The organism is Prevotella rectalis, from assembly GCF_900607215.1.
Classification (GTDB): domain Bacteria; phylum Bacteroidota; class Bacteroidia; order Bacteroidales; family Bacteroidaceae; genus Prevotella; species Prevotella brunnea.
On the sequence record NZ_LR027822.1, the window covers coordinates 54,717 to 62,495 of the forward strand.

4 protein-coding genes and 5 pseudogenes (2 of these 9 running past the window's edge) are annotated in these 7,779 nt (G+C 39.4%); 2 read left to right on the forward strand and 7 right to left on the reverse strand.

Annotated features, from left to right (window positions below):
- Positions 1-10: pseudogene (locus E0E16_RS08590) on the forward strand (DUF2958 domain-containing protein) (its annotated part extends 1,598 nt beyond the left edge of the window); the annotation flags it as partial.
- A pseudogene (locus E0E16_RS08595) lies at positions 1-507 on the forward strand (transposase) (its annotated part extends 9 nt beyond the left edge of the window); the annotation flags it as partial. The pseudogenes E0E16_RS08590 and E0E16_RS08595, both read left to right, overlap by 19 nt.
- Before the next feature lie 71 nt (positions 508-578).
- On the opposite strand, the gene E0E16_RS08600 reads toward E0E16_RS08595, so the two are convergent.
- From E0E16_RS08600 to E0E16_RS14380, 7 genes and pseudogenes are all read right to left on the reverse strand, one after another.
- Positions 579-1,307 (reverse strand): hypothetical protein, encoded by a 729-nt coding sequence (locus E0E16_RS08600; protein ID WP_130829983.1) that lies wholly within the window; start codon positions 1,305-1,307, stop codon positions 579-581.
- 5 nt (positions 1,308-1,312) lie between these two features.
- Positions 1,313-1,858, reverse strand: a pseudogene (locus E0E16_RS08605) (RHS repeat-associated core domain-containing protein); the annotation flags it as partial.
- A 68-nt stretch (positions 1,859-1,926) separates the two neighbouring features.
- A pseudogene (locus E0E16_RS08610) lies at positions 1,927-3,321 on the reverse strand (RHS repeat domain-containing protein).
- A gap of 509 nt (positions 3,322-3,830) precedes the next feature.
- Complete coding sequence (locus E0E16_RS08615) at positions 3,831-4,121, reverse strand: hypothetical protein (RefSeq protein WP_025878248.1); 291 nt, start codon at positions 4,119-4,121, stop codon at positions 3,831-3,833.
- An 8-nt stretch (positions 4,122-4,129) separates the two neighbouring features.
- Positions 4,130-5,611 (reverse strand): annotated as a pseudogene (locus E0E16_RS14995) (RHS repeat-associated core domain-containing protein); the annotation flags it as partial.
- Between the two features lie 242 nt (positions 5,612-5,853).
- The gene (locus E0E16_RS08625) at positions 5,854-6,438 is read right to left on the reverse strand and encodes a hypothetical protein (protein WP_028901864.1); all 585 of its coding nucleotides are present in this window, start codon (positions 6,436-6,438) and stop codon (positions 5,854-5,856) included.
- A partial coding sequence (locus tag E0E16_RS14380; protein ID WP_305000470.1) for an RHS repeat-associated core domain-containing protein occupies positions 6,428-7,779 on the reverse strand: 1,352 nt, incomplete at its 5' end. The genes E0E16_RS14380 and E0E16_RS08625, both read right to left, overlap by 11 nt.

The window sequence follows — 7,779 nt, forward strand, 5'->3', positions numbered from 1 at the left end:
GCAGACTGCATGGATATGAACGAGGATGGGCTGATGGAATATCGTGAGCAGGTGGTGGTGTTCAGGAAGGGCGGTATCAACCATATAGCGCGTATCATCACCTATGTGGATATCAAGAAAGGAAAGATGCCAAAGTTGGTGTCCTTGCTTACCAACGACTTTGACATGTCCATGGAGACTATCGTAGCCATCTACCGCAGGAGGTGGCAGATAGAGACTCTTTTCAAGCAGATAAAACAGAACTTCCCGCTTAGATACTTCTATGGGGAGAGTGCCAACGCCATCAAGATACAGATTTGGGTTACACTCATTGCCAATCTATTACTGTCACTGCTGCAAAGCTCATTGCAGAGGCGGTGGAGTTTCTCAGGGCTGGCTACTATGGTGCGCATTGTACTTATGGAATACCTCAACATGAATAATTTCTTCAACATGCCGGATGCCGACATGAAACTCATGCTTGAAGCAGCGGCTGAATCGCCACCCGAGGTAACAGAAAATGAATAAGGGGGCTTGTCACTAACATGCTGTCATCCGAACTATTGTGTCTCAATGAGTTGGAATGAGGATTTCTATGTTTAGCGGACAGTAATATTTCTTTGTATGAAATTCTTTTTTTCTCCACTTTGGAGAATCGATAAAACTGGATGCTCTCCTGAAACAGTATATCGATATAGATAAATTGAATCATTAGTTATTCTATTCAACAATACATAATTCTTTTCTTTGACTAAACGGTCTCCTCTTTGGGGAGTTATGATATTCATATCTGCTTTGCTTATCTCAACTGAGGAAGAAATATCTTTTAGAATATAATTGTTGCCATTAGGGCATATTCTATCAATTCGCATATCATAATTTATACATTGAATACTATCGATAATATTTTTTCTCTTAGCGTGAATGTTTTGTATAAACATACGAGGATCTCTAATCGCATGTAATACTATATTCTGGTTATTCTGTGTAAGGGTGACAATAGAATCATTATACCTTGATATAACGAAATAATTATCATACAATCCCATATATAGTAATGTGTCATTTTTTATACTCCAACGATGATCCCATTCTACATCATGGGAGAAAACAAAGTCCTGTAATCTCCCCCTTTCGTCTTGACTTTTTACTTGCAATTGTCCATCTTTGTTAAAAATAAAGTATAAAGGAAGATTAAGTATTGTATCACTCTCATTATACCAATATCTATATCTATCCCCAGTTAGAATCTCTTTAACATTATTATTTCGGCATGATACTAATAATGAGGATATTAGCAATAATTTTATTATATGTATATGTTTCATTATTGTCAAAAATGAATCTTATTTCCTCCTTCTATAAATTCATAACTACTTTTAGCCCCATATTTATTTAACATTTTTTGTGCCTTACCTATCACCTTATAAAAATTACGACCTGATACAGCATACAACTTTTCCAATTCTTTTTGAAGATATCCAGCTGTATTATCTTTAAAAGACCGTGTTGTTTTTCCAAATTCTTTCCTACTCATCTCTTTCATGATTACAAGAACTTCTTCATCTACTCCATTTGGAGTATCTATATGAAAGCCTTCATGTGCTAATGTACTTCTGAAATTATATATTTGGTCCATTGATTTTTTAAAATGCCCATTAACAGTAGAGACTCTTATCCTATTATCATATGTTGTTATCGCTAATTCTCCCTCAGGATTCGACTTCATTGATTTTACACCAATAGACTTAGCCTTACCTTCTAACCCAACTTCCTTAGCATAATGATACGTAATACGCATCATAGCACGTAAATTTCTCTTGAAATTATATTTAGATAATAAAACGTTACCAGAAGAAGTTCTTATGTAGATATTTTTATTATTGCTGTCCGGTAAAAATTAACTGAAAGCTCTGTATCTCTTTATCCATCGGTATTGCAGCCGTTTTACTCATCCTGGGGCTTGGTTTTCAGTTTCAAACTGTAAGCATTATAAAATGCACTTATTTTGACAAGAAAAGACCTAAAATAACCGATAATTCTAAGAAATAATAAGTTTAAGTCTATTTTAACTAACACAGATAGCCCCAAAAAAGTTTTACCGGACAGCAATATATTTTTATCTTTTGATTTATCCGATCTAATGAACTTGCCACTAATGCTAAAATAATCTGCACATCCATCACGATCAATTCTAACTATTGGATTACTATGACAAAAAACATATCCACTGACATTTGTATACTTTTCCATTAATGGGTCTACCCCCAACCACATGGAGATTTTGGGGTCCATGTACCTGGCTCCGTAATAGTACAGCCCCGTTTCTTCGTCAAGTTCCTTGCCGTTGAACTTATACGGCAGGTCTTCGGAACTGCTGTGCTCATCAACTAACAGTTCACCGTATGGAAGGTAAGCATCATACTGCGTGATGTTGGCTTTATCATCTGTGATATAAGACGTGCTGCCAAGGTGGTCACTATGATAGAAGAAGGTCTCTTCTTTTGTAGTGTCATTTGGAATATAACCATATCCAGCCTGTGAATCATCAGGGTTGGTTGGGTCGTTTCAGCTTACAGGTGGACCGGGATTAGTATTCGGTGTAGTGTTAGGGCGTGGAGTCTGAATCCACCCCTGTGGCACATCATGGTTGCCGAGTTCTGTGAGAACGGCATTATATCCAACACCCGTGTTCTCTGGATCACCGTACGCACCCTTTTCTGTCGGTACACCAGGAGCTACACCCACCTTCTTATAATACGCCTCTTTCTGTGTCTGAATCTGATTCATACGCTCTGCATAGTCCTGCTGACCAGCGGTGATATAACTGCCGTTTCTTCCGTAAACGTTATTAAACAGACCCGTTCCTATCCTTGAAGCGATTCGTTTGTCACCAATGAAGTAATGTTTCGTAAATCTGTTCTTGTTGACAGAGAGGATACTTGCCGGATAAAGCGTAAAGTTGTCCGTCTCGTGGAATGTGATACCCTGCGGTGCACCATTGATATACACACCCTCCATCGTACCGTAACTCTTCATAATGCGTTCGCCAGCAGCATTGTAAGTGTAACGACTCGTCTTGCCGTTATCAGAGAGTACCATCAGGCGGTTGTCTTCATCCCAGTACATCTCACGGGTAGTATTCGTAGAGTCATTCGTTACCAGCGTTGGATTACCGTTGGCATCGTAGGTGTAATGATCGTGCCCAATCTGCGTTGGAGCCGTCGGATGGTTACTGTCCTCATACTTATAAGCGAAGTTATAAGACTTGGCAGTTGTCGTTGAGTCCACCGTCTGAACTTTTGTCAGCGGTTCACTCATCCGTCCGAACGACATCACCATGTCATACGATGCACGCTTAGCCTTACCGCTTGCATGAATAAGGCGGTTCAGCTCGTCATACTCATACGTATGCGAACTCCTTCCTCCCAGCTTCGCCTTGTTGAGTTTCGTCAGCGACGTTGGGTTGGCGGCATTCGTAATACCGAGGATATTATCCACAGCATCATAACGGTACCTGTTCTCCATCACAGTCTGACCATCCGCTGTAAGGTTCATCACCTGCAGACGCTCACGCTGCTTGTCATATGTATAGGTAGTCTCCGTGCCATTACCGAGCTTCGTATAGACCGTATGACCCTCCTTGTCGTAACCTATCCTGTCAACAATAACGCTCTGACGTCCCTGTTTATTGCTCGTCAGGCTCTCCACCTGTCCTGCAGCATTGTAGTGATAGGTAACCACTTCACCATCAGGATAAGTCATCGTCTGCACCCGGTTCCAGCTGTCATAGGTGCATTATAGGTACAGGGTATAAATTTTATTGATCAGCTGTACATATGGTTCGAAGACTAGAATTCTTCTATTATTTTTGCTATTTCTTTATCAATCTTTTCCATTTTAGGACAAAAAAAAGTTCTCTTATACATTTTTCTAAAGATAAGCACATCTGTTATATTATTTTTTATCCAAAGTTCAAAGACGATCAGAAGGTCTAATGATAGTTTTTTCCCTGTATAATCAGTGATTAGAACATCATAATCACCTATTCGTTTATAGACTTGATTCCCGTTCGGATATAGAGTATATCCATTATTATTAAAAAACTTGATATTTCTCTTTATAAAATATGAATATTCCATAATAACGCTTATTTTGTAGAAGGAACATATCCTAGTCCTGGTATAATAAAAATAATAGCAGGATCAGCCCCATGTTTTATAGCATTGTCTATATTCTTAGCACCATTTTCCCAAGTTGGACGAACAGCCTTATCAAAGCCTAATCCCCATAGAGTACCAAAATAGGGGATATAAGAAGGCGTTTTTAGAACTCCTTCTGTTAAATAATATGATTGATCTTGGATAGTATTAGAAGTGATACCCTTATAAATACTCCCTCCAATATCTATTGTTGTAAGTACCGCTGCAGCCCGTCCAAAAATGTTAGAATACCTTGTAAACACAGGGAGCTTCTTACTTAAAGTTTGATTGACAAGCCGAGAAGTATTTGCGTTTCTCCATATTTTACCTGTCTGATCTATTTGAGTCAATCTTCCATTATATAAATATTGAGTAAACATGGAATTATACATTTTAGAAAGATCCTTTGTCCTTTTATATGCTGCAATATCGGCAAAACCTGCTATGGGGGTTGAAAAATCATTAACTATCATATTGTCAGCTATTGGTAACTTCTTAGGCCCAAAATCCCTTGTTAACGTTCCACCTGTTGTATATGCCTTTGTTCTTGTCTCGTCCATAGCGACAAACCATTCCCCACTTTCGCTATCTTTGTGGTATTGTGCACCCCTTTCTGAGGCTACTTTCTTAGCAGTATCTTCATCATATAATCCAGTAGGATCTATAAGCCTAATCGGATTATCATGGCAATAGGTATAAGAACATATATTAGCATACTTCTCTGCCAACGGATCCACCCCATACCATAAACTTGTCATAGGATTCAAGTACCTTGCACCATAATAGTACAAGCCGGTTTCCTCATCAAACTGTTTGCCGTTGAACTTATAGGGTAGTTCTTCACTGCTACTGTGCTCGTCAGCTAATAGTTCGCCGTATGGCAAGTAAGCATCATATTGCGTGATGTTAGCTTTATCATCTGTGATGTAAGACGTTGAGCCGAGGTGGTCACTGTGATAGAAGAAGGTTTCTTCACGTGTAGTATCATTTGGAATATAGCCATATCCAGCCTGCGGGTCATCAGGGTTGCTCGGGTCATTCCATGAGATTGAGGCACCGGGGTTGGTATTCGGTGTGGTGTTGGGGTGTGGAGTCTGAACCCAACCCTGTGGCACATCGTGGTTACCGAGTGTGTCAATGATAGAGTTATATCCTCGTTTTGTATTCTCCGGATCACCATACGCACCCTTCATTGTAGGTACACCTGGGGCAATGCCCTGCTGTTTATAGTATGCCTCTTTCTGCTTCTGAATCTGATTCATACGCTCTGCATAGTCTTGCTGACCAGCGGTGACATAACTGCCGTTTCTTCCGTAAACGTTATTAAACAGACCCGTTCCTATCCTTGAAGCAACTCGTTTGTCACCAATAAAGTAATGCTTCGTAAAATGATTCTTGTTAATACTGATTATCGAAGTAGGATAAAGCACCTCATGCAGCCGTTCGAAGTCGTAGGTGTAAGAGATGTAACCCTTGTCAGATATCGACCTCCTAAGTTTCGCCGTAAGCTTCGTCAGGAGGTTACCTGCCGCATCATAAGTGTTCCTACCTTCGTGGTCAGGCAGTTGACACTTGCCTCATCGAAGTTCGATTGGAAGAAGGGGAAGGCTGAAAAGAGTACCTCGGTGTTATCAGTTCTGAATATAAATAGGTATTCTAGTTATATGATACATCACATCTTTATTGTATATATGATATTATGATTTAGTTCATATTGGACAAGCCCCAATGACTTATTCCAAACAATAGACTTTACTTCAAGATGAGGCTGATCACCTAAATTATTATTCATGTTGTTTGAATTAATCACAAGGCAACTATCTAATTTACATCCATGTATCTGATATTGAGAAAATTGGACATTTTCATATGAAGTGCTTTTTTCACCAAATATTATGCTATAACGTAGAGGATCTGTATTTTTATTTCTTCGAATATAAAATCCTACGACAAATGATGTACCGGAATGTCTTAATTTCATCTCAACATATGCATTCCCATGAAATTCATGGGAGCCATCATACCATCTAACACCTTCTGGGTCAAATACAAAGGTATTCCTTGGGTTTGAAACTCGCATTGAAATTAATGTTAACGTATCCACCCCCTTGTTTGATGTGAACACAAGTGTATCTGTATCATGGTAATGGTCAATCCATGATAAGTCATCTTTAGTTAGTTGAACCTTGTGTACATAAGGTAAACCACACGATGTTAACAGAACAAGAAAAGAAAATACAAATAGTTTATTCGTCACGATCCTTATAAAAATAGTTGTAGAAATCATCAATCGTATGAGTTGCACCAGTCCCAAGTTGAATGTAATTTATAGCACCTGGTATATCTACATTAGTATTTGACTGGAAATTATGTAACATATCCCCACCATAATAAACGTCTTTTCCAAAAATAGTAAATAATTTCGTTCCTAATGCGATATTATTGGTAATATGACTAGGATTCCCTAATAAATCATCACTTGTTACAGCTGCTGGATTGAATGTAATTGCATCAAAACCAGTTGCCATACTTGCTGCTGCCGCCTCTCCACCACCAAGAGAATGACCAACAAATGTAAAATCTACATTATTGCCATACTTTTCTTTCAATATACTTGATAATATCTCTGCGTTTGCAACTGCCATTTTGTACTGATTTGGGCTTCCTCCATAGTATTGGTCTATGTCGTCAACAACATCACTCCAATCGTCTGTACCAGCAAAAGCATAAACAAATTCTACATGTCCATGATTCGTTCTTTTATATAATTGAGCTTTATAACCATTATCAGATTCACTATTTAACAATACATCATTAATGTTTTTCGTAATTTTATCCACTCCCTTTACAATTTTCCACCCGGAAGCTCGTAGGTCTTTCCGAGTTGTAGTAGCATCATCGCCCCCATAAACATGTTTGGATATAAGAGCAGCTTCAGCAGTTGATGGACGTTTGCCTCTCTGATCTATTAATCTTATGGGATTATCCAACGTATAGACATATCCTCCCGTCGTTGCATATTTCTCAGCTAACGGATCTACCCCATACCAAATACTCGACATAGGGTTCATATACCTTGCACCATAATAGTACAAGCCTGTTTCCTCATCAAACTGCTTACCATTGAACTTATACGGTAAGTCTTCACTCGATGAGTGCTCGTCTACAAGGAGTTCACCGTATGGTAGGTAAGCATCATACTGGGTGATGTTGGCCTTATCATCTGTGATGTAAGATGTTGAGCCGAGGTGGTCACTGTGATAGAAGAAGGTTTCCTCTTTCGTAGTGTCGTTTGGAATATAGCCATAACCAGCCTGTGGGTCATCAGGGTTACTTGGGTCATTCCAGCTTACAGGTGGACCGGGGTTGGTATTCGGTGTGGTGTTGGGACGTGGAGTCTGAATCCAACCCTGTGGCACATCATGGTTACCGAGTTCTGTGAGGACGGCATTATACCCTACACCAGTGTTCTCTGGATCACCATACGCACCCTTCTCTGTAGGTACTCCAGGGGCAATGCCTTGCTGCTTATAGTATGCCTCTTTCTGCTTCTGAATCTGATTCATACGTTCAGCATAGTCCTGCTGACCAGCGGTTA

Bases quoted from the DNA above. Each gene is read 5' to 3' on its own strand.
- E0E16_RS08600 (WP_130829983.1), bottom strand. From the start codon at position 1,307: ATGAAACATATACATATAATAAAATTATTGCTAATATCCTCATTATTA.
- E0E16_RS08615 (WP_025878248.1), bottom strand. From the start codon at position 4,121: ATGGAATATTCATATTTTATAAAGAGAAATATCAAGTTTTTTAATAAT.